The following is a 25164-nucleotide window of genomic DNA, read 5'->3' as shown; positions in this document are numbered from 1 at the left end:
GCTGTTTGATAACTTTTTGTACTAGATGAAACAATTTGTTTGCCTTGTTTAACATTATTTAATTTACACTTAGACTGATTAAAAATTCAACCTAAGGAAATTCTGGTGAATGTTGTTCAGCTGCAGTATTTCATAAAGGTATTTGATTATCAGAATTACTCGGATGCAGCAACTATATTAAGCGTTTCGCCGCAAGCTGTTTCAAAAGGCATTCGAGCATTGGAATCTGAACTTGGTCTGAAGCTGTTCGAAAAAAGAGGCAGTATTCTACATCTAACAAACTATGGAGAGGAAATCCTTCCTATAGCATTAGATGTACTAGCTTCAGTTGAGGGAATTCAAGCGTATGCGCAAATCACGCGTGAAAAGATAAAAATAACCCAGACACGTTTGACACGCGTTGCAGTCGGACTAGCACCAATACTCGCAAGCTGGTTCAACCAGCCCACACTGAACAGGCTTTCGAAAAAGTATAAGGGCGGTAAGTTTACTGTTTCCAGATATGACGACGGCGGAACGTGTTTATCCCTTCTACTTGACAGACAAATCGACATTGCAATTGTCGCTGGACAAGTAGACACCAATCTTTTTGAATCACATTTTTTATTGAATGCCGAAGTCAACCTCTTAGTTGAAAGCAGTCACCCATTAGCTAGTCGCGCAACGGTAAATCTAAACGCGGTGGCTCGATATCCAATTGCAAACACCTGTGACATTCGATATTGTCGAAAGAGAATAAACTCAGTATTTAACCATCTGGGCCTTTCCCCTTCCTACGAGAATATTAACTTAGCAGACCAGCAAAATTTGTCCGATTTTCTGATTCATAAGCATGGGATTATTCTGACCATAGCCTCGCAAGCGTCTCAATTCAGGATAGGCTATCCAGCAAAAATCGTTTGCCTAGACGAACAAGACAGAATATCAATCCCTTTTTACTGCGTTTCAAATTCAAACGATACCCAAGCGCAAACTCATCACGCGATAAGCTGCATTCAACTTGAGGCACGCCAGCTCTCTCGATGTTTAAAAAGCGCTGAAAGAGGAGACCTTTCCAGCTGAATGTGACGGGCATGCTAATTCCATGCAAAACAGCAACGTATTCCGCCAGAACAGAAGCGTGGGTCAGCCCATGTTTTTTGAAGTATTCCGAGAGAAAACAACGAGGGCCTGACAGACTCTTGCCAAATCAGTGACCCACTCACCACCCGCAAGCCTGTGCCCCACTTCCGAAATAAATGGCTCAGCCCCACCTTCTCAGCGGGTTGAGCCGAGCACTGACCGCACCATTCATTGTCAGCACCGCCCCAGACCAAGCCAGAGAAAGATGGCGCGGCGACAGCCAGATGGCCGCCACCGCGCCTCACACATTATTTCGGCAAGCCGCTGTTAGCGTCGGAATAATTTAGCTACTTCACACCGCGTCCCAGGCGCTCAGCGACCGACGCCACGGCACTCTCATCGACCGAGCCGCAGCTCACGCAGCCGTCATGGGCACGCATCTGGCCGGTGACCTCGTCCATCGCGAGCGGCGCCACCTTCTCAAGCTTAAAGCCCTTGCCGGCGCGCATATTCTCCTTTGCCACACTGATCATGAGCTTAATACGGTTGAGCTGGTTGACCTCGGATGCACCGGGGTCGTAGTCCACCGCAACGATGTTGCTCTCGGGATGCTGGCGGCGCAGCTCCTTAATCACGGCCTTGCCCACCACGTGGTTGGGCAGGCACGCGAAGGGCTGCGTGCAGATGATGTTGGGTGCGCCGTGGTCGATCAGGTCGAGCATCTCGGCCGTGAGCAGCCAGCCCTCGCCCATGTTGTTGCACACCGAAAGCACCGTGCGGGCCTTGTCGGCCATGGTGCCGATGCGCTCGGGCGCCTCGAAGCGGCGGGACTTCTCGAGCATCTCCTCCACCGGCGTACGCATCCAGTCCACGAGTTTGATGAGCGCCTGCATACCAGCGCGCGTGGTAGCAGAGCTACCCAGCTCATCCTTCTGCAGCTCGGCGTTGCTCATGGAGTACAGGAAGAAGTCGAGCAGACCCGGTACTACGGCCTCGCAGCCCTCGCGCTCGATCACGTCGACCACATGGTTGTTAGCCGTGGGATGGAACTTGACCAGGATCTCGCCGACCACGCCCACGCGCGGCTTGGTGCCCTCGCCCACGAGCGGCATGGTGTCGAACGCGCGGATGGCCTCGCGGCACAGCTTGGTGTAGTTGTGGCGGTTGAACTTGGGCGCCAGCTTGCGGGCGCGCGCCATGTACTCCTCGTAAAGCGCATTGGCGGCACCGGGCGCTGCCTCGTACGGGCGGCAGCGGTAGAGCATCTGCATCATCACATCGCCAAAGAGCACCGCGTAGACTGCCTGCTTAAGCAGTGCCGGCGTAATCTTAAAGCCGGGGTTGTCCTCGCCGAGCGCCACGGCCGAAAGCGAGATCACCGGGATCTCGGGGTGGCCGCTCTCGCGCAGGGCCTTGCGGATGAGCGCGATGTAGTTGGTGGCACGGCAGCCGCCGCCGGTCTGGCTGATGACCACAGCCGTCTTGGACAGGTCGTACCGACCGCTCTCGATGGCCTCCATAATCTGGCCCGTCACCAGGATCGACGGATAGCAAATGTCGTTGTTCACGTAGCGCAGGCCAGCCTCGACGGCATCGTGGTCAGTCGAGGGCAGCAGCTCCAAGTTGTAGCCAGCACCACGGAACACCTCTTTGACCAGGTCAAAGTGGATCGGCGCCATCTGCGGGCACAGGATGGTATAGCCCTCCTCGCGCATCTGCTCGGTAAAGGGCACCTTGGGCCACGCGGTCGATGCGCTCTCACGCTGCGCCTCGAACGTGTACTTGCGGCTCGCGAACGCGGGGGCATCCGTGGAGGGCGCCACCGGCGCGGCATCGCCTTGCTCGTAGGCCTCGCCCGCGGCCGTGGCATCGGCCAGGCGCTCGGCCTCCTGGTCCTTGAGCGCAGCCATGAGCGAGCGGATGCGGATGCGCGCGGCGCCCAGGTTGGACACCTCGTCGATCTTGAGCACGGTGTAGATCTTGCCACTGGCTTCCAGAATCTCCTGCACCTGATCGGTGGTCAGAGCATCCAGACCGCAGCCGAAGGAGTTGAGCTGGATTAGGTCCAGGTCGTTGCGCATCGTCACAAAGCGGGCGACGGCGTACAGGCGGCTGTGGTACATCCACTGGTCAACGACGCGAATCGGACGCTCGGGCTTTATCAGATGCGCAAGCGAATCCTCGGTAAAGACCGCAAAGCCAAAGCTCGAGATAAGCTCAGGCAGGGCGTGGTTGATCTCGGGGTCATTGTGGTAAGGACGGCCGGCGAGCACAATGCCGTGGCCGCCGTGGTCCTCGACCCACTTAAGAGCCTCCTCGCCCATGGTCTGGATGTCCTCGTGGAAGCGCGCATCGGCCTCAAAGGCAGCGTTGACGGCGGCATCGACCTCGGAGCGCGTGATTTTAGGACCGCGCACGCGACCGCGACCGGCCTCAGCATCGGCCACGCGGTCGACGGCGAGCACCTGGTACAGACGGCGCTTGAGCTCGGTCTTGTCGTGATAGGGCACAAACGGGTACAGGAACTCGATGTTCTGCTCGCGAATCTCGTCGATATTGAGCGCCAGCGCCGTGGGGTAGCTCATGACGATGGGGCAGTTATAGCAGTTGCCAGCCGTCGGATCCTCCTTGCGCTCCCAACGCACGCACGGCATCCAGATGAAGTCGACGTCACGGTCGATAAGGTTCATCACGTGGCCGTGGCTCATCTTTGCCGGGTAGCACACGCTCTCGGACGGCATGGACTCGATGCCCGCCTGGTAGGTCTTCTTGCTCGACTGGTCGGACAGCTGCACGCTAAAGCCCAGGCGCGTAAAGAACGCGTGCCAGAAGGGGTAGTTCTCGTACATGTTGAGCGCGCGCGGGATGCCGACGGTGCCGCGCGGGGCCTCGTCGGGGCTCAGGACCTCGCGGTTAAAGAGCAGCTCGTTTTTCTTTTTGAAGAGGTTGGGGGCCTCGGTCTTCTGCTTTTTGTGGCCGGCGCCCTTCTCGCAGCGGTTGCCGGTAATGAAGCGCCTGCCACCGCCAAAGTCGTTGACGGTAAGCTGGCAGTTGTTGGAGCAACGGCCGCAGCGGACATGCTTTTGCGTCACGGTGAGGTGCGCGATGTCCTCAGCCGAGAGGATGGTCGAGGTGCCGTCGGCGCCAGCGCGATCGCGAGCGAGCAGGGCCGCGCCGTAGGCGCCCATGCAGCCGGCGATGTCGGGACGCACGGCATGAACGCCGGTGAGCTGCTCAAACGCGCGCAGCGTGGCATCGGACATAAAGGTGCCGCCTTGGACGATCACCTGGCTGCCGATCTCCTTGGGATCGCGCAACTTAATGACTTTGAACAGGGCATTCTTGATGACGGAATAGGACAGGCCGGCCGCAATGTCGCCCACCGTGGCGCCTTCCTTTTGCGCCTGCTTGACGCGCGAGTTCATAAAGACCGTGCAGCGACTGCCCAGGTCGACCGGGGCCTTGGCATGGATGGCGGCGTTGGCGAACGCGCGCACGTCCATGTTCATAGAGACGGCGAAGCTCTCGATAAAGCTACCGCAACCCGACGAGCAGGCCTCGTTGAGCATGATGTGCTCAATAACGCCGTCCTTGACGCGCAGGCACTTCATGTCCTGGCCGCCAATGTCCAGAATGAACTCGACGCCGGGCAGGAATGCCTTGGCGCCGCGCAGGTGCGCGACGGTCTCAATCTCGCCGGAGTCGGCCTTGAGGGCCTCGATGAGCAGCGCCTCGCCGTAGCCCGTGGTGGTCACGTGGCCGATGGTGCAGCCGGCAGGGATGTGATTGTAGAAATCGGCCATGATGACCTTGGCCGTGCCCAGGATGTCACCGTTGTTGTTGCCGTACCAGGTGTGCAGCAGCTGGCCGTCCTCGCCCACGAGCGCGGCCTTCATGGTGGTGGAGCCGGCGTCGATGCCGATGAACACGCGGCCGGTGTAGCCGTCGAGCTTGCCCTTGGGGACGACCTCGGTGTCGTGGCGGGTTTTGAACTCGGCGAAGTCCTCGTCGGTGGCAAAGAGCGGATCCAGGCGCTCGACCTCGGCACCCTGTGTGTCACCCAGGGCATCGATAGCCTCGATGAGCTGCGGGAACGTGCTGAGCTTGTTGGACTCATGCGCCATGGCGGCGCCGCTCGCCACAAACAGGTGGGCGTTTTGGGGCACAATGCGGTGCTCCTCGTCCAGGTTGAGCGTGAGGTAGAAGCGATGGCGCAGCTCGGAGAGATACTGCAGCGGGCCGCCCAAGAAGGCGACGTTACCGCGGATGGGACGGCCGCACGCCAGACCCGAGATGGTCTGGGTCACGACGGCCTGGAAGATGGAAGCGGCGACGTCCTCGGGACGGGCGCCTTCGTTGAGCAGCGGCTGCACGTCGGTCTTGGCAAAAACGCCGCAGCGGCTGGCGATGGGATAGATGGTGGTGGCGTTGGCCGCGAGTTCGTTAAGGCCGCTGGCGTCGGTGTGCAGCAGAGTGGCCATCTGGTCGATGAAGGCGCCCGTGCCGCCGGCGCAGGTGCCGTTCATGCGCTGCTCGATGCCGTTGTCGAAGTAGATGATCTTGGCGTCCTCGCCGCCCAACTCGATAGCGACATCGGTGGCCGGGATGAGGGTCTCGACGGCGCGCTTGCTGGCGATGACCTCCTGGACAAACTCCAGGTCGAGCCACTGGGACAGCAGCAGGCCACCCGAGCCGGTAATGGCGCAGGTCATCTGGGCCGTCGGCAGCACGGTCGCAGCGCCCTCGAACAGATCACGGGCGCAGGCACGGACGTCGGTGTGGTGGCGCTGGTACTTGGCGTAGACGATCTGGTTATCGTCGTTGAGCACGGCGAGCTTAACGGTGGTGGAGCCCACGTCGATGCCCAAGTGCAGGTTGCCGTGGGCGGCCTCGGGGTTGAAGACCGCGCCTTCGGGAGCGTGGGCGGCAGTGGCGGCTACGGGCTCAGCGGCGGTGGCGGGCTCGTTAGCGACGGACGTCCCCCCTGCCGCGTTCTTGGCATCGGCAACTGCCTCAGCAACTTTCTCGGCAGCCGCGGTCGCGGCCTTCTGCGCGGCGTCCATCACGGCGGGCGCGGCCTCACGCGCGGCAGCGACCATACGGTCCTTAATGCCCTCGACGAGTTTGCTCATCTGTCTCTCCTCTTAGTTGTTGGACTCGATGGTTGCGGCGGTGTCGACCGCGTCCTCGAGCTGCAAGTTCAATAGCTTCATGCCGTATTCCGGCACGTTGATATCGATGGGTTGGCCATATAGGTCGCCGGGACGCACAAAGGCGATAACCGTCATAATGCGCGCCATGGCTTCGGGCGATTCGGTGAGCCCACGCTCAAACCAGCGCTGAATCAGGCCGACCTCGGCACTCACGACGTAGGTAACGTAGTAGTCAAAGAATGTACCCAGCGCCAGGCCCAAAATGCCCGTCTGCGCACGAGGCACCACGGCCTCACGCGCGGTGTCGATAATCTTTTTAATAAAGGCGGGGTCGCCGCCCGGGCCCAGCAGGGCCCCGATAAGGTCGCGATTGGCCGCAAGATAGCGCAGCAGCTCAACCGAACCGGGTGCCGGCTCAAGATCATCGATGTTGTGATAGAGGTCGGGCAGCTGAGCTGCGGTGATGAGCTCAATGCGCTCACGGATCTCGGCCAGCAAGCCGTCCTCGATTTGATTGATAAAGTCGGGGATATCGCGGTAATGCGAATAGAACGTGCGACGCGTAAGGCCAGCGCGCTCGGTGAGCGACGCGACATTAATGCGCGAAAGGTCGCCGCTTTCGGCAAGCTCGCTAGCAAGTGCCTGGCGAAGGGCACGCTGCGAGCGAAGGGACCGGCGATCGCATTTCTCGAGCTGGGACAAGCGTCCTCCTTGTTACTCAGCCTGTGCGCTATTGCACAGTGCGAGTATTATTGCACACCGTGTGCATCAACACGTAAAGGCAATATTTGGGCTGTGACAAAGGGACGGTCCCTTTGTCACATTCAGCGACCGCCTAGGTTGTGCCAGTTGTGCCTGGCTTTTGAAGCGGCATTGCCGATTGTTCAAAATGTCATTCGTGGGTAGAATAGTGTCGACGGCAGCCCAAGTTCTGGAAAGCTGGGCAGCGCCGTTGTTTGCATTAGGGGGTCAACGCCTTAGCGGCGGCGACCCCTTCTGTTGCGCTTCGAACGCTGCTTGAGTGCCTCGGAAAGGCCGACAAGTGCCGTGAAGAACGAGACCAAAGCGGTCAGAAGTCTCACGAAATCAATCAAATCGGTCATGGGCATCACCTCCCATCAGATGGAGGGCGCTGCCCGACACATGGAGCTGCCGTCAACGATACCGATTCTATCAAAACTTAGTTATATATACGAATATATGTTCGCATGCCAAAGGTGCAGGGTTCTCGTGAAAAAGGGGCTGTCCCTTTGTCACATTATTCGATGACGGTGCGGGAATTTTGCTTGTGCATGGTGGCGAGCATGTGTTTGGGGACGGCGTGGACCATGCAGCTGCCGATGGTCGCGCTCGCGGCGGCCTTGGCGGCATCGCTTGCGTTTTTGGTCGCGTAGCTGTGGCGGAAGCGTTTGAGCATGGCAATGTCGTTGCCGCCGTCGCCGTAGACCGCGACCTCGTCCTCGGCAATACCGTAGTAGCCCGCCAGCCACGCCACGCTCTCGCCCTTGTTGCACGCCACGTCCGTGATCTCGAACATCACCGGATCGAACGGCGCGTTGACCACGCGGTCCGATCGCTCAGCCAAATATGCCTTAAGGTCGCGCTCCAGCTCGGGCGAGGTCACGCGGCAGTTGATTTTGCACACGTCATGACGCAGGATGTCACCGATCGACTGGTCGAAATACTGTTCCTCGTGATACCCGCCACGTGCACGCATGCCGCGCATCACGATGCGCTTGATAGGACTGTCCTTTTTAAAGCCCGCCTGGTGCATCTCGAACGAACCGCTCGAGAACATGCCGTCGGGCGTGGAGCAGTCGAAGCAAATGTCCGGGAACGCTTTGAGCAGCTCCTCGGTAACCTGCGGGTCGATGGTCCAGGTCTTGAGCACCTCACCATGGCTGTCGCGCACGATGGATCCGTTGGAGCAGCAGGCGTCGAGTGCCAGACCTGTGAAGCCATGCTCGCCGATCGGCAGCGTCGAGCGTCCGGTCGCGGGAACCACATGCAGCCCGGCTTCGGTCAGCTCGCGAATGGCGCGGCGGATGGTTCCGTCGGCCTCGTGTAGGGCATTCAGCAGCGTTCCGTCTAAGTCACTCGCAAACATCTTGATCATGGGCATGCCTCTCCTTCGTCTGCACGATATTGTAGACGAGAACGGGCGCACCCCAAGAGAGGCACGCCCGTCAGGCGAAAGATTGTTCTACACCGCGGCGGGGCCGTGTTCGCCGGTGCGGATGCGGATAACTTCCTCGACCGGCTCGACCCAGATCTTGCCGTCTCCAACGGCACCGGTGCGAGCAGCATTGCAGATAATCTCGACAATTCCGTCGACATGCTCATCGGCGCAAATGAGCGTGAACTGCACCTTAGGGATCGTGTTGACAAGCAACTCGTTGCCGCGCACGTATTCCTTCCAGCCATGCTGCGCGCCGCAGCCCTGCACCTGGTTGATAGTCATACCGCGAACATCAGCAGCAAACAGCGCATCTTTAAGAACCTCAAGCTTTTCCTGGCGCACGATAGCCGTGATCTTTTTCATAATGAATTCCTCTCAATAATCAACGTATCCCTTTACATGAGACGCGGGTTTCCCAGATGCCGCAGATTGGATTGAAAGAGGAACGCCGCGTACTTTTGTACGCAAGCGACGGTTTGAAACCCAAGATGCGGTGCCTGGGGAAGCCGCTAGTCAAGTCCCGAGAAGGAGGGATATGCGCTCTCGCCGTGCTGACTCGCATCCAGGCCCAGCGCCTCGTCGGCCTCGTCCACACGCAGGCTGCCGTAGAACAGCGCCTTGACCACTGCGGCGATCACCAAATCGAGCACCAGCACAATAGCAACCGTCACCACAATGCCCAAAATCTGCGAGATGAGCAGCGACACGTCGCCCGTGTAGAACAGGCCGCCCTTACCGGTCCATGAGAGCTCCGGCACGCAGAACAGCCCCGTGAGCACGCCGCCCAAGATGCCGCCGATGCCGTGGCAGCCAAACGCGTCGAGTGCATCGTCGTAGCCAAACTTGGTCTTGAGATGGCTGATGGCCAGGTAGCAGACGGGCGAGACGATCAGGCCCATGACCAGCGCCGCCCACGGTTCGACAAAGCCCGCGCCCGGCGTGACAACCACAAGGCCCGCGACCAGACCGGTGCTGGCACCCACCAGCGTGGGACGACCGGTGTGTACGCGCTCGACGGCAAGCCACGAGACCATGCCCGCCGCGCTGGCCGTCACGGTGTTGAGGATGGCAAGCGCCGCCACGGCGTCGGCCTTGAACTCGCTGCCGCCGTTAAAGCCAAACCAGCCAAACCAAAGCAGGCCGGCGCCCAACGCTACAAACGGTACGTTATGCGGGCGATAGCTCACCATGCCAAAACCGCGACGACGGCCGAGCATCAGGCAGAGAATCAAGCCCGTCAGACCGGACGAGATGTGCACCACGTCGCCGCCGGCAAAGTCGAGCGCGCCGATGATGTCACCGATAAAGGAGCCCTCGCCGCCCCACACCATGTGGGCGAGCGGCGCGTAGACCACGAGCAGCCAAATGCCCAGGAATGCCGTCATGGCACCAAACTTAACGCGCCCGGCCAGACTGCCCGTGACGATAGCGGCCGTGATCATGGCAAATGCCATCTGGAAGGCGATGTTGATGATCTGAGGGTAGACGGCACCGTCCGCAGCATTGCTCTCGGCCGCCTGAAGCACCTGGTTGAGCACCGGCAGGCACAGCAGTTGGTCAAAGCCCCCAATAAACGGACTAGAGCCGTTGCCGCCGTAGGCCAGCGACCAGCCGGCAACAATCCACAGCACACCAACCAGGCCAATGGCGCCAAAGCACATAAGCATGGTGTTGATGACATTTTTGCGCCTGGACAGGCCGCCATAGAAAAACGCCAGACCCGGTGTCATTAAAAACACGAGCATGGTACAGATGAGCATAAACGTTGTCGATCCCGTATCGTACATTCGCTCCCCCTTGGTCGCATGAACGTTGTCGGCGCCCATGATGCGACCGAGGGGCAACTGGTGTAGACCAGGTACGGCGTTGTTAAACGCTGCGTTGTCGAATGGAAACGGCACCGCAATCTTGGAAACGGCGCGGCAACGGACGAGAAACGAACGGGAAATACGCGAGCAAGGGAGCCGCGAGCGCCCCGTCCCGGCTAGCGCCGAAACAGCTCGTGGGCGCGGTCGCGGAGATTAGTTGCTCGGATGACACCTTCGTAGTGGTTGATGCGCAGACGCGGGAAGGCGTTAAAGAAGCGCAGGTCACGACGACTGAGTGACACGCTCGGCACCGGACGGCTCATGCGCTTACCGGCAAGGCGACGGCTGAGCGACGGACGCGGCATGCTCGGCGCGGCATCGGCCACGCGACGGGCAGCGAGCGCCAGGCCGCGAGCACCGTCCGCGATAAACGTCGGCATCGAAGCCTTCTCGCGCAGGGCATCGAGCGTCGCGTCGCCCAGCTCGGCCAGCCACGCGTTAACGGCACGACTGCGGATATGCGTCTGTGTCACCGAGTCGATCGCCGAATCGGGAATACGTTCGAGCATGGAGTCGGACGCATCAGCAAGCGACTCGTTGATGCGGTCGGCAAGGTCGGCGCGCACACGCTCCAGCTGATCCGACAGGCGGCGCCAGCTGGCCAACGAGCACGCCGCGTCGACCATCATCGCGACCGCGACGATAAAGGAGGACAGCCGCACAATCAGCACCGGCAGATGACCAAGCAGCCCCAGCAATGCCGGCTCCACTAAACGGCAAATGCACAGCGCACCCAGGCCAAACGCGCATGCCCAGTACAGGCAGATACGTCCGTGCAGGTTAAACGGCAGGTGCGAATAGTCCCAAAAGCGAGCGCCCGTTGTTTTTTCCAACAGCACGCCTACGCTGTACTCAATCACGCTGCAAACGAGCGCTGCAGCGACAAACTGGCTCGAGGCATCCGGAATCCCGCGCAACAGCAGCCAGCAGGCAATGCCGCCCACACCATAGATAGGACAACACGGCCCCAGCAAAAAGCCACTGTTGGCAAATCGTCCGTGATTGAGCATGGCGCATACTGTCGACTCCCATACCCAACCGCAAAACCCGTAAAAGGCAAACGAGAGCACCAGTGCCGAGAGTGGGCAGGCGGCAAGCGTCGCGCCGCCAAACGCCATATCAATCGCGGTTTCCACCGTCTACCCTCTCCTCTTTTCACTCGATGCTTTGCTCACGCTATCGTCCGTCTCATCCTTGCGCGGCAGGCGGCCGGCGACCGTCTCACGCAGAGCACACCATTTATCCGCCAGGCACACAATCCACGCCTCGCGACACGTCGGCGGCACCGGCACCAGCGGAAACATATGCCGCACGATAATATTCCGCTCGCGCGGCGTCAGCTCAAAATCTTCCTCGGCACGCGCCAGAGCAAAAAATGGATGCCGGAATCCGTGCAGTCGATGGCTCGGGTCGGGGTCGTGCCAATCGTAGAGAAAGTAATCGTGTAACAAGGCTCCGCGCAGCAACGAGGCGCGGTCGACCGAAACACCGACGCGGCCCAGGCGCTCGGCAAAGGACAGGCTCGCCCGCGCTACCGAAGTCACGTGCGCATAGACCGTCACATCGCCATGTTGGATAAACTCGCGCGTCAGGTCCAGACGGCCCGCCTGTGCCAGTTGACGGGCAGCATGGTCTACTTCGCGCGCGATTTTCTCGGCACGAACGGCATCGGACATGCTGCCTCCCTCCAGCGGCTCACGGCGGCAAGCCACAGCCTGCACGTATTGAAAAAATCATCATCGAATCTATCAGTATGGCATCGGACAAAACGTTTTGCCCCACCAGTTGTCGAATTACCGCGCCGCCGTCACATATCAAACGCCAAAATGTGCGAGACTGTCTTGTGCAATTGTGTCGGCCGAGGGAGCGCCGGCGCTCGATTCGCATGGAGTAACCCACAACGATGCTGCTTACGCAAACGACAACGCCCGAGGACGTCAAGGCTCTCGACCGCGCCGAGCTTCCGCTGCTCTGCGGCGAGATTCGCCACGCCATCCTCGAAAGCTCCGCCGCTGTCGGCGGACACGTTGCCCCCAACCTGGGCGTCGTTGAGCTTACGGTTGCGCTTCATCGCGTGTTTAACTCCCCTATCGACAAGATTGTCTTTGACGTTTCGCACCAGACCTACGCCCACAAGGCGCTGACCGGGCGCGCGTATACCTATATCGATCCGGAACGTTTTGGCGAGGCTTCTGGCTTTGCCAATCCCGACGAGTCCGAGCACGACCTGTTCGCCATGGGCCACACCTCCACATCGGTGAGCCTGGGCTGCGGCTTGGCACACGCCCGCGATCTGGCGGGCGACAGCTACAACGTCATCACCATCATTGGCGACGGCTCGCTTTCGGGCGGCTTGGCGTTTGAGGGCTTCAACAATGCCGCCGAACTCGACAGCAACCTGATCATCATCGTCAACGATAACGACCAGTCCATCGCCGAGAACCACGGTGGCCTCTATCGCAATCTGGCCGAGCTGCGCACCAGCAACGGCACCTGTGAGCGCAACGTTTTCCGCGCGATGGGACTCGACTACCGTTATTTGGACGCCGGCAACGACGTGTTGGCCCTGGTCGACGCGCTGCAGGAACTGCGCAATATCGATCATCCCATCGTGCTGCACGTCTCCACCGCCAAGGGCAAGGGCTTTGAGCCGGCCCAGAGCGACCCCGAACGCTGGCACCACGTGGGTCCGTTTGACATGGCGACTGGGCGCAAGCTTTGCCCGGGCCATCCGAGCGAGCCCGCGCCGCGCACCTATGCTGACATTACGGGCGAGGCGCTCAGCGCCGCCATCGAGCGCGATCCACAGGTCGTTGGCATCACGGCCGCCACGCCCTACATCATGGGCTTTACACCCGAGCTTCGCGCTGCCGCCGGCAAACAGTTCGTCGATGTGGGCATTGCCGAGGAGCACGCCGTGACCTTTGCCACCGCGCTTGCGCGCTCGGGCGCCAAGCCAGTCTTTGGTGTGTACGGTACGTTTTTGCAGCGCGCCTACGACGAGCTGTGGCACGACCTGTGCCTCAACGACGTCCCCGCAACCATTTTGGTGTTTGGTGCGTCAATCTTTGGCACCACGTCCGAGACGCATCTTTCGTTCTTTGATATTTCCATGCTGGGCGGTCTTCCCAACATGCACTACTTGGCGCCGGCCTGCATGGAGGAATATCTGTCCATGCTGAGCTGGTCGCTCGACCACCGCGAGCATCCCGTGGCAATCCGCGTACCGGGCATCGGCCTGGTAAGCCGCCCCGACCTTGCGCCCGCCGAAGACACCGACTACAGCGCCGTTCGCTACAACGTGGTGCGTCAGGGCCGCGACGTTGCCGTGCTCGCGCTTGGCGATTTCTTTGAGCTGGGTGAGCGCGTGGCAAACCGTCTGACTGCCGAGTACGGCATCGAGGCCACGCTCGTCAACCCGCGCTTCGCAACCGAGCTCGACCGCGAGTTCCTCGACAGTCTTGCCGCCGAGCATCGCGTTGTCGTCACCCTCGAGGACGGCATCTTGGACGGCGGCTGGGGCGAGCGCGTGGCATGCTATCTGGCATGCACGCCGTTGCGCACGCGCACCTTCGGCATCGCCAAGGGCTTCCCCGACCGCTACGACCCCAACGAGCTGCTCGCACAGAACGGCATGACGATCGAGAACATGGCCGCCGAAGCCGTAAGGCTACTCAACGAGTAAGAAAACCTCCGCAAGGGAAGCACCCCTGCGGAGGTTTTTATTTTCCCAACTCAATTATCTCGATCTGTAACATCTAGGGCCTGAATTCCCGTCTAACTGTTACAGATTGAGACAAAACAGCGAGGCAGGCCGCCACATCTGCAAGATCCACCACAAAGGTGCCTGTCCCCTTTGTGGTGGTTTTCAAAACGCTATCTCAGCTGTAATAATCGACGTTTGCCCAGATAAAACCTGCCAAAATAGACCTGTCCCTTTTTGGTAGGCAGAATAACCCATAAGGTAAGTATGTTTCTGAGTTATTTCGTGTTGACCCATTTGAGCGCGATAGGGTATAACTCTACTCAACCGCTAGGGATTTTATTGAGAAAGGTGTTCTACCATGAGCAAGAACCTCTCCCAGCAGGTCGTTCTCGACCGCCGCGGCTTCGTTGCCGCCACCTTCGCAACCGTCGCCGGCCTTGGTCTTGCCGGCTGCTCCGACACCAGCGCCGAGGCCGACAAGGGTTCCGCCGCCGGCTCTTCCAAGAGCTCCGAGGATACCGAGGTTTCCGCCACGCTCGATGCCAAGGCATTCGACAAGCTCGTCGACAACGGCCCCAAGGCCGATGACGACGCCATCGCCGCCAGCGCCTGGGCGACCGCCGTCAAGGACGCCGGCGTCTTTAAGATCGGTGGCGTTCAGACCTCCACGCTCTTCTCCCTCCTCAACGAGAAAGACGATCAGACCCGCGGCTTCGATGCCGGTATCGCACAGCTCCTGTCCAACTACATTCTGGGCGAGAACAAGGTCGAGATCACCCAGGTGACCTCGGATACGCGCGAGTCCGTCCTGCAGAACGGCCAGGTCGACGCTGTCTTTGCCACCTACACCATCACTGACGAACGCAAGAAGCTCGTCTCCTTCGCCGGCCCCTACTACTACACGCAGCAGGCCATCCTGGTGCTCGCCGACAACGACGACATCAAGAGCGTCGACGACCTGGCCGATAAGAACGTCGCCGTCCAGTCCGGCTCCAACGGCCCCGCCATCCTGGAGGAGTTCGCCCCCAAGGCCAGCCAACAGGAGTTCAAGACCGACGAGGAGGCCCGCCAGGCACTCCAGCAGAGCCGCGTTGACGCCTACGTCATCGATAACAACATGCAGCAGAGTGCCCTGGTCCGCGAGCCCGGTAAATACAAGATCGCCGGCAAGCCCTTCGGCAGCAAGGAGCCCTATGGCATCGGTCTGCCGCTCGATTCCGACGGCGTCGCCTTTGTCAACGACTTCCTTAAGAAGATCGAGGATGATGGCACCTGGACCGAGCTGTGGCAGATCTGCATCGGCGACCGTACGGGCGACACCAATGTTCCCGAGCTGCCCGAGATCGGCGCCTAGGCAGCGAGCCTGGTAACGACCGCAACGAAACCATACGGAAACGCATGGTGCGCTTTATTGCGGTAAACTGTTTCCTCACTGAGTTGTCGGGGCTTCCGTACACACGGGAGCCCCTTTCCTTATCGGCGGGAGGTCCGCATGAGTCTCTCCGAGCTCTGGTCGCTCTATGGCCAGAACTATATCGACGCGCTGCTAGCAACCTGGGGCATGACGCTTGAGTCGTTTGCCATCGCCATGGTGCTGGCCGTCGCCGTCACCGTGATGCGCGTGTCGCCGCTCAAGCCGCTGCGCGTCTTTGGCGACCTGTATGTCCAGGTCTTCCGTAACATCCCAGGCATCGCACTGCTCATCATCGTCGTCTATGCGCTGCCGCCGCTCAAGGTCGTCCTGCCCTACCGCACCTGCGTTATCGTCGCCACGGTCCTTTTGGGCTCGGCCTTTGGCTCCGAGAACTTTATGAGCGGCATCAACACCGTCGGCGTCGGCCAGGTGGAAGCCGCACGTTCACTCGGCATGAGCTTCAATCGCATCCTCGCCAAGATCGTGATTCCGCAGGCACTGCGCTCGAGCGTGCTGCCCATGACCAACCTCTTTATCGCCGTCATGCTCACCACCGCGCTCGGCAGCCAGGTGCCGCTTAAGCCGCAGGAGCTCACCGGCGTGGTGAGCTACATTAACACGCGCTCGCTCGGCGGCGTCGCCGCGTTCTTTATCTCGGCGCTCGGCTACCTGGGCACGGCCTTTGTGGTGAGCCACATTGGCAACTACATCGATAAGAAGGTGAGGATCCTCCGATGAGCAAGCACTCCACCTCCGCGCTCACCATGCGCGATGCGCTCTACGAGGCTCCCGGCCCCAAGATGCGCGCCAAGATTCGCATCGGCACCGCCATCTCGCTTGTTGCCGTCGCCGCGCTTGTCGTCCTCGTGTTGCAGCGCTTTTATGTGACCGGCCAGCTTTCGGTTCACTATTGGTATTTCTTTACGCACCTCACCACCTGGAAGTTCCTGCTTGCCGGCTTTGAGGGCACCGTTAAAGTCGCACTCACCGCTGGCGCCATCGCGCTGGTGCTGGGCTTAGCCCTTATGCTCGGCCGCACCAGCGACATTAAGCCGCTGCAGCTGGTCTGCCGCGTGCTCACCGATTTCTTCCGCGGCGTACCGAGCCTGCTGTTCATCTACTTCTTCTTTTTGGTGCTGCCCCAGTACAAGATCGCGCTGCCGTCGTTTTGGATGCTCACGCTTCCCGTCGCGCTCGCTGCAGCTGGCGTACTTGCCGAGATCTTCCGTGCCGGCGTCAACGCCGTGCCGCGCGGCCAGGTCGAGGCCGCCCAGGCACTCGGTCTCTCCAAAGCTAAAATCACCTTTAAAATCGTGTTGCCGCAGGCTATTCGGTTTATCATTCCGTCATTAATTTCGCAGCTTGTGGTCGTAGTCAAGGACACCACCGTTGCCTACGTGGTGAGCTACCCCGACCTCATGCAAAATGCCCGCGTGCTCATTACCAACTACGACGCCCTCGTATCGGTCTACCTGGTGATCGCGGTCATCTACATCCTCATCAACGTCGCGATTAACAAGGCCGCTGTCTATGTTTCGCACAAGACCGGCGCGACCATCATCCGCTAACGCTTTACCATTTCGAGTCATAAGGAGCCGAGCACCATGGCACAGAGCACCTCTTCCACCGGCAATCAGCCGCTGATCGAGCTCAGGCACGTCGATAAGCACTACGGCGATCTGCACGTCCTCAACGACATCAATCTGTCGGTCGACCGCGGCGAGGTCGTCGTTGTGATCGGACCCTCGGGCTCGGGCAAGTCGACCATGTGCCGAACCATCAATCGCCTGGAAACCATCGACTCAGGCGAGATCCTCATCGAGGGCGAGCCCCTGCCACAGGAAGGCAAGGATCTTGCCCGCATGCGTGCCGAGCTGGGCATGGTATTTCAGCAGTTCAACCTGTTTGCACATATGACCGTACTGCAGAACGTCATGCTGGGACCGGTCGATGTGCTGGGCGTCTCCAAGGAGGAAGCTCGTGAGCGCGCCATGGACCTGCTGGGCCGCGTGGGCGTTGCCGAGCAGGCCGATAAGGTGCCCGCACAGCTCTCGGGCGGCCAGCAACAGCGTGTAGCCATCGCACGTTCGCTTGCCATGCAACCCAAGGCCATGCTTTTTGACGAGCCCACGAGCGCGCTGGACCCCGAGATGATCAACGAGGTGCTCGAGGTCATGGTCCGTCTGGCCCAGCAGGGCATGACGATGATCGTCATCACGCACGAGATGAACTTCGCCCGCCGCGTGGCCGACCGCGTCGTGTTTATGGCCGACGGCCAGATCGTGGAAACCGGCACACCCGACGAGTTCTTCGACCACCCCCAGACCAAGCGCGCCCAGGACTTCCTCAACTCCATTAAGGGCCACTAGCCCAATTGCCACGCGGGCAAATTCATCAGTAACGTTTGTCCCGCGCCACCCCTGTGCCATGTCCACCCGGATTCGAAAGCCGCACCCATGATCGGAACCCGCACCTCATCGTCCTATACTCCGCACGTCGACGTCGATCCCGCCGACCGCCCGCTCATCCTGGTAGCACCACGCTGGGAAGAAGCGAAGCCCTATTTGAGCGAGACGCTCTCCCCCAACGAGGAGATTGCGAGCGTATTTGTCGACGCCATTCTTGCCGCCGGCGGTCTGCCGCTGCAGATGTCCATCACCGAGGACATTGAGGTCATCCGTCATTACGTCGATATCGCCGACGGCATCGCCATTCCCGGCGGCCCCGATGTCAATCCCAAACGTTGGGGCGATGATCGACCCTACGACCCCACCCTCTGCTGCGAGATCCGCGATAGTTTTGAGTTTAAGCTGGTCAGCGAGGTGCTCCGTGCCAAAAAGCCGCTCTTTACCACCTGCCGCGGCACGCAACTGCTCAACGTCGCCACCGGCGGCACCCTGTGCATGGACGTGCCGAGCCTGGGCGCGCGCGAGGGCCGCACGCAGTGGCGCCATACCCACGTGCTCAACGACCCTGTGCATCCTGTCGAGGTCGTGCCGGGCTCGCTGCTGGAGCGCGCGGTTGGCGGGCACAGGCTGATCCAGACCAACTCCGCACATCACTGCTGCGTCGATCGTCTGGGTAAGAGCACGCGCTTGGTCGCCAAGGCAACCGACGGCGTTCCCGAGTGCATCGAAGTCGAAGGCCAGCCGTTCTGTCTGGGTGTGCAATGGCATCCCGAGTACACCTGGCAGACGCTCGAGACCGACTTTAACCTGTGGAAGTCGTTTGTCGAGGCGGCGGCCAAGGTAAAGCAGACCCGCTAGTTCGCGAACCGCATAACAGATAAGGGCGCCCCGCCGGCCACATGGTCCGACGGGGCGCCCTTTTGCCTATACGCGACAGGCGCGCAGCCCAAGGCTCGCAAGCTCTTATTCGGCCGTCTCGCGCAGGGCCGACATCGTAGCCGCATATTGCTGCTGCAGCGCATGCATCCCCTCGCGAGCGCCGTCAACGGCATCGGCGCCGCGCAGCGCCTCGGTCACCACGACCGCCGGCTCGTACAGATTATCGAATCCCAGGTTCTGGCTCACGCCCTTGAGCGTGTGCGCTGCCATAAACGCACCTTCGGCGTCTCCCGCCGCCATGGCGGCCTCCAGCTTGTCCATGCTCTCGTCATCCAAAAACTTGAGGGCAAAGCGGGTAAGCATTTCCTCGCCCATCAGCCGAGCGCACGCGTCATCATAATTGGCGCCGATCTTCTCATACGCCTCACGCATGGAAATCATGGATTAAAACTCCTTTGGTCAAACTAAATCGTGGGAAACGCGACAACGTCGGCGGGGCGTGCCAACGTCTCGGCAATACGGTCTTGCACCTCGAGCAGGCAGTCGAGCAACAGCGGGTTAAAGGTGCCGCACTTACCGTCCAGGATCATCTGGATCGCCTCCTTGTGCGGGATAGCGTCCTTGTACACGCGCACGCTCGTCAGCGCATCATACACGTCGGCCACCGAGACCACCTGCGCGGCAATGGGAATCTCGTCGCCCTTAAGGCCATCGGGATAACCCTTGCCGTCCCAGCGCTCGTGATGCCAACGCGCAATCTGGTACGCATATTCCATAAGCGCATTGCCGACGTGATGGCGACCCAGCTCAAGCAACATGTCGGCGCCGATCGTGGTATGCGTCTTCATAATCTCGAACTCCTCGGGCGTAAGGCGCCCGGGTTTGTTGAGGATCGCATCGTCAATCGCCATCTTGCCAATATCGTGCAGCGCCGAAGCCAGGGCAATCGTGGAGCGCTCCTCATTGTCGAGGGAGATAGTGTCGCTACGCTGGACCAGACAGTCAAGCAGCAGCTCGGTCAGCTTCTCGATGTTCGTAACGTGCCTGCCGCTCTCGCCGTTGCGAAGCTCCATGACGCCGGCCATGATGTCGATGAGCATGCGACTGTTCTTGACGCGCTCGTTGTACTGCTGGGACAGCAAACTCGTCAGGCGGCGCTGTTTGGCGTATAGGCGGATAGTGTTGCTTACACGCCGGCGCACGACACGGGAGTCAAACGGGCGGTTGATATAGTCCGAGGCGCCCAGCTCGTACGCGCGCAGAACCATATCATCGGAATCTTCGCTCGAGATCATGATGAAAGGCAGATTGTCGATACCCGATCGGCGCGACAGATCGGCCAGCACCTCAAAGCCGCTTATGCCCGGCATGACAATATCCAGCAGCACGAGCGACAACTCATCGCCATAGCGGTCGACCATATCGAGCGCCGTACGACCGTTGTCGGCCTCGAGGATGCAATACTCGTCCTTGAGCATCTCGTTGAGAATGGCTCGGTTCATGTCGGAGTCATCGACAATAAGCACCAAAGGCTTTTCGCTTTGGAAGGCTTCGATGGAATCGGCATCGGTCACGACCGTACCGGCTTTTGCCTTAGCGCGGCTCAATAACTGGACAGCGCGGCCAACTCCCTCATCGACCGTCTCGCCATGAATGCGAACGCCACCAACACATGCCGTCAAGCTCACGTACTCATGGCCCGGAACAATCGTGGCATGAACGGCATCGGACACCTGATGCAGGCGACGGGTGAAGTCATCGGAGGGAATATTGGGCATGACGACTACAAACTTATCGCAGCCATAGCGTACAAGCTCGTCAGTCGAACGAATTCCGCTGCGTATGGCTGTCGCCACAGCACCGAGCGCAAGGTCGCCGGCATGGCGGCCACACGTATCGTTGAAGACCCTAAAATCATCAAGGTCGATCACCGCAACGCCGGCATTCATGCGGGCGCTACGGAGCTTTTCCTCGTAATATCGGCGATTGCGCACACTCGTCAGCACGTCGGTGTAGACAAGGTCCTCTTCTGCAGCCTCTTGTTCATCGATCGGACGCACCATCAGCAAGACGTGAGGCTCGCCCTCGACCTTCAGAGGGCGTAGGCGGGCGCGGTACTCAACACCATCGTTGAGCAGTTGCTCCGACACCTCATCGGAATCTGCCAAGGCCTCAAGACTCGACTGACGCAGACAAGGGCACCGATTGCCGGCGAGCAGGCAGTTAGGCTCGCTCTTAATCTGATCGGCCGACAGCAAACGCACCACGGGGTAGGTCTTCGCGACGCGGGCGACCTCGGCGGCAGCCTCCTCGTCGGTTAGATTGACCTCGTGATTATTGAGCATATGGGGCCCTTTCTATCGTTACGCACGGCAACGGTGCATATCAATTGGTACAAGGGTAACATCTAGCAGCTGAAGGCAAACGCGCGATTATCGTTACATTTTTCTGACCTGGCAAGCGGCGGTAATGGAGCCGCGGGCGCGCGGTTATGAGCGCATTCGTTAACAATGACGAAACGCTAACGACCCCTCTCCCCGCAGGTCATCGAGCGTGCTAACGCTCCAAGACATCGCGAACGGCGTTTGCCGCCGTAACGGGGCGATCGCGCAAACCGTTATGCGCGCCCGGGATCGCCACGAGGGGGCAATCGAGATATTCGGCAGCCGCTCGTGTGCCAGCCTCGCGGGGCGTATCGACCGAAAGCTCGCCCAAAAACACGGCCGACACCGCCTTTGACGCGCGGGCGCGCTCCCAGTCGGGAGCATATGTCATATTTGTTCCGTATTCATTGGCCATAAAGCAACGACCATTGCGCAGGGCATGTTTGACTTCCGCTTCGGTCGTCCCAGGAGCCTCGGGGTCCAAGTCGCCGAGGGCTCCCAAGAAAAGCCGGAGCGCCCTTGAAACCTTTCCAGCCGCAATCATATCGAGCAAAACCGGAGCTGCGCCCATGCCGACGCCTTCGGCCGACACAGCCGGCTCATGCAGAATCGCACGGGCGACGAGATGGGGTTCGGTACGAAGAAGCTCCAGCGCCACCAACGTACCGGCGCTGTGCGCAAGCACATTTGCCGGAGCGCCGACGTGTTCGATCACGGCTTGCAGGTCGGCGGCCTGAGCGGCAAGATCATAGCTGCCGTCTGCCGCATCGCTGCTGCCACCGCAGCCGCGGCGGTCGTAGGCAATTACGCGGTAGTTACGGCTGAGCTCACAAGCGATGCCGTCGAAAAATGTACCGTCGACACAAGCGCCGTGCACGCACACCAAGGCAGGAGCATCAGGCGACACATCCGGGCCGGCATATTCGCGACAGGCAATCGTGGTGCCCGCATTCTCGACCGTAAAATCCATGTTGTGCCCCCATCATCAATGCTCATCCAGTTGCACGTCAGTGCGGTTGGATGGACCCGCATTGCCTTACGCCTTGTTAACAGATTAACTGTACCCGACCCGAGGCTTTTCATGGCACGGCATAATGAGCGACGTGAAAAAACGAAACTTGTAAAGCAAGAGCCCGCACCTTGCTTTGGAGCCGATGCTATGCTTAGGCACAATTGTCTTGAGGAGCATATGCCTATGTCTACGTTTTTGAATGCCAGCCCCATCTTTGGGCCCGTTCGCAGCCGTCGCCTTGGTCTCTCGCTCGGCGTCAACATGATGCCGGCCAGCGGCAAAATCTGCACGTTCGACTGCATTTACTGCGAAAACGGCCTCAACGCCGAGCGCCCCTGTCATGAGCCGTACAACACAGCTGCCGTGGTACTCGACGCGCTCGAGGCAAAGCTGCGCGAGATGGCAGCCGAGGGCGAGCTCCCCGATGTGATCACCTTCGCAGGCAACGGCGAGCCCACTGCCGCACCGGAGTTTCCGCAGGCCATCGCCGGCGCCGTCGCGTTGCGCGACGAGCTTGCCCCAAACTCCAAGATCGCCGTGCTCTCCAACGGCACGCGCGCCGACCGCCCCCAGGTGCACGACGCGCTCATGATTGTCGACGACAACATTCTTAAGCTCGATACCGTCGACCCGGCGTTTATCCAGCTGCTCGACCAGCCTGTTGGCCCCTACGATGTCGAGCACCAAATCGAGACGTTCGCGAGCTTTGACGGTCACGTTATTATCCAGACGATCTTTTTGACCGGCGAGTATCAGGGCAAGCTCATCGATAACACCGGCGAGGAGTACGTTGCCCCCTGGCTCGTGGCACTCGAGCGCATTCGTCCGCAGGAGGCGACCATCTACACGGTGGCGCGCGAGACACCGGTCGACGGCCTTGCCAAAGCAACGCCCGAGGTGCTCGACACGATCGCCGCACGCGTGCGCGCCCTCGGCATTCCCTGCCAGGTGAGCTACTAGCAAAACCACGCAGCAGCTAGTGTCCGCCATCCCACTCCATCAGTTGCGGTGATATAGTTCCTGTTTATGCTGTTAAACCGCTTAAATCGGAACTATATCACCGCAACTTTAATGGACGCGTGGGTGGGCTATACTAGCTGCGGATGAAAGGAAGTTAGCCATGTATGACAAAGGACCCGTTCCTGGCCGCAACGACGCTTGCTGGTGCGGCAGCGGCAAAAAATATAAGAAATGCCATAGCGCCTTCGACGAGCGCCTCGAGCGCTTGTGGGAAGAGGGCTGGGAGGTTCTGCCCCGCACGCTCTACAAGACGCCCGCCGATATCGAGGGCATCAAGCGCTCGGCCGCTATCAACGTGGGCGTGCTCGATTACGTAGGCGAACACATCGCCGCAGGCATGACTACCAACCAGATTGACCAGATGATCTACGATTACACCGTCGAGCACGGCGGCACACCGGCAGACCTCAACTACGAGGGCTACCCCAAAAGCGTGTGCACCTCGATCAACGACGTCGTCTGCCACGGTATCCCCTGCGATGCGGATGTGCTGCACGAGGGCGACATCATCAACGTCGACTGCTCCACGATCTTGGACGGCTACTTTAGCGACTCGAGCCGCATGTTCTGCATCGGCGAGGTCTCGGCAGAGCGTCAACGCCTGGTCGACGTCACCCGCGCCAGTGTGGAGGCGGGTCTGGCGGCCGTCAAGCCATGGCTGCCGCTGTCCGTTATGGCCGAGGCCGTGCAAAGGACCGTCGAGGACGCCGGCTTTAGCGTGGTGCGCGAGTACGGCGGACACGGCATCGGTAAGGAGTTCCACGAGGACCCGTTTGTGGGCTTTACCACCGAGGCTCCCGACGTAGACACCATCATGGTACCGGGCATGGTCTTTACCATCGAGCCCATGGTCAACGCCGGAGCGCCCGACATCAAGATCAGCAAGGGTGACGGCTGGTGCGTGCGCACCAAGGACGGCAGCGATTCGGCCCAGTGCGAGGTACAGCTCGTGGTGACCGAGGACGGTTACGAGCTGCTCAGCTGGTAGCTGTGGATGCGCCGGATGCCGACGGGCACGCCCGTCTTGCATCCGGCGTTTTATTTGAGCGTTTTGCCTGATAAAACCTGCCAAAATTAACCTGTCCCTTTTTGGCAGGTCGAGCGGAGAGGACTGCTTGTGAACATCCTGGTTTTGTTGCCTGTCAACGACCGTCATCGCGCAATTCTTGAGTCGAGCGCTCCGGGCGAGGACTTTATCTACACGAGCGCCGATGCCGTCACGCGTGAGCAGGTCGCCAACGCCGACGTGATCCTGGGCAACATCGACCCTGACATGCTCACAGCATGCAAGCATCTCCAGCTGCTGCAACTGCAGACCGCGGGCTATGACGATTACTTGGCCGCCGGCACCGTGCCGGCCGACGCCAAACTGTCTTGTTCGGTAGGCGCCTACGGCCAGGCCGTGAGCGAGCACATGTTTGCCATGGTGCTGTCTATGATGAAGCGCCTGCCCGGCTACCAGGACCTGCAGCGCGAGCATCGCTGGGAGGATTTGGGGCCGGTCACCTCGCTCAAAAACGCCAATGTGCTGGTGCTGGGCGCGGGCGACATTGGCGGCCACTTTGCCACGCTCTGCCGCAACATGGGTGCGCACGTCCGCGGCATCAAGCGCCACCCGCTCGTCTACCCCATTGTGTTTGAGGACATGGACGGCATGGACGCCCTATCCGAGCGCCTGGCCGAGGCTGACATCGTCGCATCCTTTATGCCCAGCACACCCGAGACCCGCGGCCTGGCGAACGCCGAGTTCTTCGCCGCGATGAAACCGGGCGCTTTCTTTGCCAACGGCGGCCGCGGCGACCTTGTGGTCGCCGACGACTTGGTTGTCGCCCTGGAGTCGGGACATCTCGCCGGCGCCGCGGTCGACGTCACCGACCCCGAACCGTTGCCTGAGACAAGTCCACTGTGGGATGCGCCCAACATGCTCATCACGCCACACGTCTCCGGCTGGTTCCACCTGGCAGCCACGCTCAACAATGTGGTCGACATTGCCGCGGAGAATCTGCGTCACCTGCAGGCAGGCGAGACCCTGCGCTGCTGGATCGAGCACTAATCTTGTTCCGCCGTTCTAACGAACGG

21 protein-coding genes are annotated in these 25164 nt (G+C 60.2%); 10 read left to right on the top strand and 11 right to left on the bottom strand.

Annotated features, from left to right (window positions below):
* Nucleotides 1-105 precede the first annotated feature (105 nt).
* Nucleotides 106-1062, top strand: coding sequence for a LysR family transcriptional regulator (locus AB5Z25_RS05100; protein WP_368134953.1), 957 nt, complete (start codon nt 106-108; stop codon nt 1060-1062).
* 347 nt (nt 1063-1409) lie between these two features.
* Here AB5Z25_RS05100 and AB5Z25_RS05095 read toward each other — a convergent pair whose 3' ends face one another.
* From AB5Z25_RS05095 to AB5Z25_RS05060, 8 genes are all read right to left on the bottom strand, one after another.
* The gene (locus AB5Z25_RS05095; protein ID WP_368134952.1) at nt 1410-6194 is read right to left on the bottom strand and encodes an acyl-CoA dehydratase activase-related protein; all 4785 of its coding nucleotides are present in this window, start codon (nt 6192-6194) and stop codon (nt 1410-1412) included.
* A 12-nt stretch (nt 6195-6206) separates the two neighbouring features.
* A complete protein-coding gene (locus AB5Z25_RS05090; RefSeq protein WP_368134951.1) occupies nt 6207-6917 on the bottom strand; it encodes a TetR/AcrR family transcriptional regulator in 711 nt (236 codons plus the stop codon).
* Nucleotides 6918-7192: 275 nt separating this feature from the next.
* The gene (locus AB5Z25_RS05085) at nt 7193-7318 is read right to left on the bottom strand and encodes a hypothetical protein (protein ID WP_022094649.1); all 126 of its coding nucleotides are present in this window, start codon (nt 7316-7318) and stop codon (nt 7193-7195) included.
* A 155-nt stretch (nt 7319-7473) separates the two neighbouring features.
* Entirely contained in the window at nt 7474-8331 is an 858-nt protein-coding gene (locus tag AB5Z25_RS05080) for an HAD-IIB family hydrolase (protein WP_349074667.1), read from the bottom strand.
* An 87-nt stretch (nt 8332-8418) separates the two neighbouring features.
* Nucleotides 8419-8757 (bottom strand): P-II family nitrogen regulator, encoded by a 339-nt coding sequence (locus AB5Z25_RS05075; RefSeq protein WP_089572298.1) that lies wholly within the window; start codon nt 8755-8757, stop codon nt 8419-8421.
* A 146-nt stretch (nt 8758-8903) separates the two neighbouring features.
* Nucleotides 8904-10181: an ammonium transporter gene (locus AB5Z25_RS05070; protein WP_368134950.1), complete on the bottom strand. Its 1278-nt coding sequence runs from the start codon at nt 10179-10181 to the stop codon at nt 8904-8906.
* Between the two features lie 197 nt (nt 10182-10378).
* Nucleotides 10379-11398 (bottom strand): putative ABC transporter permease, encoded by a 1020-nt coding sequence (locus AB5Z25_RS05065; protein WP_368134949.1) that lies wholly within the window; start codon nt 11396-11398, stop codon nt 10379-10381.
* Nucleotides 11399-11401: 3 nt separating this feature from the next.
* Entirely contained in the window at nt 11402-11938 is a 537-nt protein-coding gene (locus tag AB5Z25_RS05060; protein ID WP_055286820.1) for an HD domain-containing protein, read from the bottom strand.
* A 227-nt stretch (nt 11939-12165) separates the two neighbouring features.
* On the opposite strand from AB5Z25_RS05060, the gene AB5Z25_RS05055 reads away from it, so the two are divergent.
* The 6 genes from AB5Z25_RS05055 to AB5Z25_RS05030 all read left to right on the top strand — a co-directional run bounded on the left by AB5Z25_RS05055 (nt 12166) and on the right by AB5Z25_RS05030 (nt 18648).
* Nucleotides 12166-13947: a 1-deoxy-D-xylulose-5-phosphate synthase gene (locus AB5Z25_RS05055; protein ID WP_368134948.1), complete on the top strand. Its 1782-nt coding sequence runs from the start codon at nt 12166-12168 to the stop codon at nt 13945-13947.
* Nucleotides 13948-14326: 379 nt separating this feature from the next.
* Nucleotides 14327-15322, top strand: coding sequence for a glutamate ABC transporter substrate-binding protein (locus tag AB5Z25_RS05050; protein ID WP_368134947.1), 996 nt, complete (start codon nt 14327-14329; stop codon nt 15320-15322).
* 138 nt (nt 15323-15460) lie between these two features.
* Nucleotides 15461-16120: an amino acid ABC transporter permease gene (locus tag AB5Z25_RS05045; protein WP_006234894.1), complete on the top strand. Its 660-nt coding sequence runs from the start codon at nt 15461-15463 to the stop codon at nt 16118-16120.
* A complete protein-coding gene (locus tag AB5Z25_RS05040) occupies nt 16117-16950 on the top strand; it encodes an amino acid ABC transporter permease (RefSeq protein WP_022094658.1) in 834 nt (277 codons plus the stop codon). Before AB5Z25_RS05045 ends, AB5Z25_RS05040 begins: the two co-directional genes overlap by 4 nt.
* A gap of 36 nt (nt 16951-16986) precedes the next feature.
* Nucleotides 16987-17751 (top strand): amino acid ABC transporter ATP-binding protein, encoded by a 765-nt coding sequence (locus AB5Z25_RS05035; protein WP_196032117.1) that lies wholly within the window; start codon nt 16987-16989, stop codon nt 17749-17751.
* Between the two features lie 87 nt (nt 17752-17838).
* Nucleotides 17839-18648 (top strand): gamma-glutamyl-gamma-aminobutyrate hydrolase family protein, encoded by an 810-nt coding sequence (locus AB5Z25_RS05030; RefSeq protein ID WP_195445710.1) that lies wholly within the window; start codon nt 17839-17841, stop codon nt 18646-18648.
* 105 nt (nt 18649-18753) lie between these two features.
* On the opposite strand, the gene AB5Z25_RS05025 is transcribed toward AB5Z25_RS05030, so the two are convergent.
* The 3 genes from AB5Z25_RS05025 to AB5Z25_RS05015 form a co-directional block, all read right to left on the bottom strand.
* Complete coding sequence (locus tag AB5Z25_RS05025; protein ID WP_368134946.1) at nt 18754-19110, bottom strand: Hpt domain-containing protein; 357 nt, start codon at nt 19108-19110, stop codon at nt 18754-18756.
* A gap of 23 nt (nt 19111-19133) precedes the next feature.
* Nucleotides 19134-21014 carry a diguanylate cyclase gene (locus AB5Z25_RS05020; protein ID WP_368134945.1) on the bottom strand — a complete coding sequence of 627 codons (1881 nt, stop codon included), beginning with the start codon at nt 21012-21014 and terminating at the stop codon, nt 19134-19136.
* Between the two features lie 211 nt (nt 21015-21225).
* Nucleotides 21226-22023: an alpha/beta fold hydrolase gene (locus AB5Z25_RS05015; protein WP_368134944.1), complete on the bottom strand. Its 798-nt coding sequence runs from the start codon at nt 22021-22023 to the stop codon at nt 21226-21228.
* Between the two features lie 225 nt (nt 22024-22248).
* On the opposite strand from AB5Z25_RS05015, the gene AB5Z25_RS05010 reads away from it, so the two are divergent.
* The 3 genes from AB5Z25_RS05010 to AB5Z25_RS05000 all read left to right on the top strand — a co-directional run bounded on the left by AB5Z25_RS05010 (nt 22249) and on the right by AB5Z25_RS05000 (nt 25138).
* A complete protein-coding gene (locus tag AB5Z25_RS05010) occupies nt 22249-23025 on the top strand; it encodes a radical SAM protein (protein ID WP_368134943.1) in 777 nt (258 codons plus the stop codon).
* 160 nt (nt 23026-23185) lie between these two features.
* Nucleotides 23186-24073, top strand: a complete 888-nt coding sequence (map, locus tag AB5Z25_RS05005) for a type I methionyl aminopeptidase (RefSeq protein ID WP_368134942.1) — start codon at nt 23186-23188, stop codon at nt 24071-24073.
* A 129-nt stretch (nt 24074-24202) separates the two neighbouring features.
* A complete protein-coding gene (locus tag AB5Z25_RS05000; RefSeq protein ID WP_368134941.1) occupies nt 24203-25138 on the top strand; it encodes a D-2-hydroxyacid dehydrogenase in 936 nt (311 codons plus the stop codon).
* The last annotated feature ends 26 nt before the right edge of the window (nt 25139-25164 follow it).

This window comes from Collinsella aerofaciens (genome assembly GCF_040910325.1).
GTDB lineage: Bacteria > Actinomycetota > Coriobacteriia > Coriobacteriales > Coriobacteriaceae > Collinsella > Collinsella aerofaciens_BL.
Note: the sequence above shows the minus strand (reverse complement) of the source record. Positions and strands in the feature narration are given on the sequence as shown.

Coding starts and splice junctions, on each gene's coding strand:
- AB5Z25_RS05095 (WP_368134952.1), bottom strand. CDS start 6,194: ATGAGCAAACTCGTCGAGGGCATTAAGGACCGTATGGTCGCTGCCGCG.
- AB5Z25_RS05085 (WP_022094649.1), bottom strand. CDS start 7,318: ATGACCGATTTGATTGATTTCGTGAGACTTCTGACCGCTTTGGTCTCG.
- AB5Z25_RS05080 (WP_349074667.1), bottom strand. CDS start 8,331: ATGATCAAGATGTTTGCGAGTGACTTAGACGGAACGCTGCTGAATGCC.
- AB5Z25_RS05075 (WP_089572298.1), bottom strand. CDS start 8,757: ATGAAAAAGATCACGGCTATCGTGCGCCAGGAAAAGCTTGAGGTTCTT.
- AB5Z25_RS05070 (WP_368134950.1), bottom strand. CDS start 10,181: ATGTACGATACGGGATCGACAACGTTTATGCTCATCTGTACCATGCTC.
- AB5Z25_RS05060 (WP_055286820.1), bottom strand. CDS start 11,938: ATGTCCGATGCCGTTCGTGCCGAGAAAATCGCGCGCGAAGTAGACCAT.
- AB5Z25_RS05055 (WP_368134948.1), top strand. CDS start 12,166: ATGCTGCTTACGCAAACGACAACGCCCGAGGACGTCAAGGCTCTCGAC.
- AB5Z25_RS05050 (WP_368134947.1), top strand. CDS start 14,327: ATGAGCAAGAACCTCTCCCAGCAGGTCGTTCTCGACCGCCGCGGCTTC.
- AB5Z25_RS05045 (WP_006234894.1), top strand. CDS start 15,461: ATGAGTCTCTCCGAGCTCTGGTCGCTCTATGGCCAGAACTATATCGAC.
- AB5Z25_RS05040 (WP_022094658.1), top strand. CDS start 16,117: ATGAGCAAGCACTCCACCTCCGCGCTCACCATGCGCGATGCGCTCTAC.
- AB5Z25_RS05035 (WP_196032117.1), top strand. CDS start 16,987: ATGGCACAGAGCACCTCTTCCACCGGCAATCAGCCGCTGATCGAGCTC.
- AB5Z25_RS05030 (WP_195445710.1), top strand. CDS start 17,839: ATGATCGGAACCCGCACCTCATCGTCCTATACTCCGCACGTCGACGTC.
- AB5Z25_RS05025 (WP_368134946.1), bottom strand. CDS start 19,110: ATGATTTCCATGCGTGAGGCGTATGAGAAGATCGGCGCCAATTATGAT.
- AB5Z25_RS05020 (WP_368134945.1), bottom strand. CDS start 21,014: ATGCTCAATAATCACGAGGTCAATCTAACCGACGAGGAGGCTGCCGCC.
- AB5Z25_RS05015 (WP_368134944.1), bottom strand. CDS start 22,023: ATGGATTTTACGGTCGAGAATGCGGGCACCACGATTGCCTGTCGCGAA.
- AB5Z25_RS05010 (WP_368134943.1), top strand. CDS start 22,249: ATGTCTACGTTTTTGAATGCCAGCCCCATCTTTGGGCCCGTTCGCAGC.
- map (WP_368134942.1), top strand. CDS start 23,186: ATGTATGACAAAGGACCCGTTCCTGGCCGCAACGACGCTTGCTGGTGC.